The 1,652-nt window shown below is 66.8% G+C and carries 2 protein-coding genes; both read left to right on the top strand.

Going from position 1 to position 1,652, the window contains the following annotated elements; genetic code table 11:
- Nucleotides 1-637: helix-turn-helix transcriptional regulator (locus tag WAN71_RS05675; protein ID WP_422224399.1), on the top strand; the 637-nt coding region annotated here is incomplete at its 5' end.
- A 67-nt stretch (nucleotides 638-704) separates the two neighbouring features.
- A partial coding sequence (locus tag WAN71_RS05670; RefSeq protein WP_422224398.1) for an adenylate/guanylate cyclase domain-containing protein occupies nucleotides 705-1,652 on the top strand: 948 nt, incomplete at its 3' end.

The following is a 1,652-nucleotide window of genomic DNA, read 5'->3' as shown; positions in this document are numbered from 1 at the left end:
CCGCTGGGCCGACGACGCCGTATCGACAATGACGGGCGCGTTCCTGTCGGATTCGCTGACGACGCGCGCCCGCGTGGCGATCGCACAAGGTGAGCCAGACCAGGCTGAGCGTGACGCCCATGACGCGCTGGCGCGTGCCGCCGAGGTCGAGGCGTACCTGTACATCCCCGACATCCTGGAATGCCTCGGCACTTTGGCCGGCCAGGCCGGCAGTCACCGCGAAGCCGCCCGCCTTTTCGGCGCGGCACACGCCATCCGGGAACGCTGGGGCGCAGTCCGCTTCAAGGTCGATGACGCCGGCTACGATACATCGGTAGCGACGCTGCGAGATATCTTGGGCGAGAAGGATTTTGACACCGCCTGGGCCGAGGGCGCGGCGCTGTCCACCGAGGAGGCGATCGCCTACGCGCAGCGCGGCCGCGGCCAGCGCAAGCGGGCGGCCAGCGGCTGGGCATCACTCACGCCGACCGAGCGTGATGTCGTACGACTGGTTAGCGAAGGACTGGCGAACAACGACATCGCCACAAGGCTTTTCGTCTCACCGCGCACCGTGCAAACCCACCTCACCCACGTCTATGCCAAACTCGGCCTGACCTCGCGCGTGCAACTCGCGCAGGAAGCAGCCCGTCACAACTGAAGGTTCCGCCCTCGATCGGCCGCGATCTACGCGTTTGTGCTGATGTTTTGCGGTTCGTTGTGGCCGCATGCTGGCTAGCATGAGCGAGATCGATCCACGCGCGGAGATGCCGCTGGTGGACTGGAGCGAGCTGGGCGTGAGCGGTCTTTTACCGACGGGCACCGTGACGTTGCTGTTGGCCGACGTCGAGGGGTCCACCCGGCTGTGGGAGACCCAGCCCGACCAGATGACGGCCGCGATCACGCGTCTAAATCAGACGGTGTCGGAGATCATCGCCACTCACGATGGCGTGCGGCCCGTCGAACAAGGTGAGGGCGACAGCTTCGTGGCGGCGTTCGCCCGCGCCTCCGATGCGGTAGCGGCGGCGTTGGAGATGCAGCGGGCTCCGCTGGCGCCGATCCGGTTGCGCATCGGTGTGCATACCGGCGAAATCCGGCTGCGCGATGAAGGCAACTACGCCGGCCCGACGATCAACCGCACCGCGCGGCTGCGCGATCTGGGCCACGGCGGCCAGACCCTGCTCTCAGGCGCGACGGAAGCGATGGTGCTCGATGCGCTCCCTTCCGACGCGTGGCTGTCCGATCTGGGCACACATGCGCTGCGGGATCTGCCCCGCCCGGAGCGAGTGATACAGCTATGCCATCCCGATGTGGTCAACGAGTTCCCGCCGCTGCGCGTCTCGAAAGCCGTTGTCTCCACACGGCTTCCGGCCCAGCTCACGAGTTTCGTGGGCCGTAACACAGAGCTTTCCCAGCTGAACGAGCTGCTGGGCGGTAACCGATTGTTGACCCTGACCGGTGCCGGTGGAGCCGGCAAAACGCGGCTGGCAATCGAGGTCGCGGCACAGCTGACCGGCGAATTCGGCGAGGGCGTGTGGTATGTGGATCTGGCGCCGGTCACCGACCCCGAGTTGGTGGCGATCACCGCTGCCCGCGCCTTTGGGCTGCCCGATCAGCCCGGCCGCTCCATGATGGACACGCTGCTGCGGTTTGTTCGCGACCGTCAGATGCTGGTG

This window comes from Mycobacterium sp. (assembly GCF_049280035.1).
Classification (GTDB): Bacteria; Actinomycetota; Actinomycetes; order Mycobacteriales; family Mycobacteriaceae; genus Mycobacterium.
This window is presented reverse-complemented; position numbering and strand designations above follow the sequence as displayed.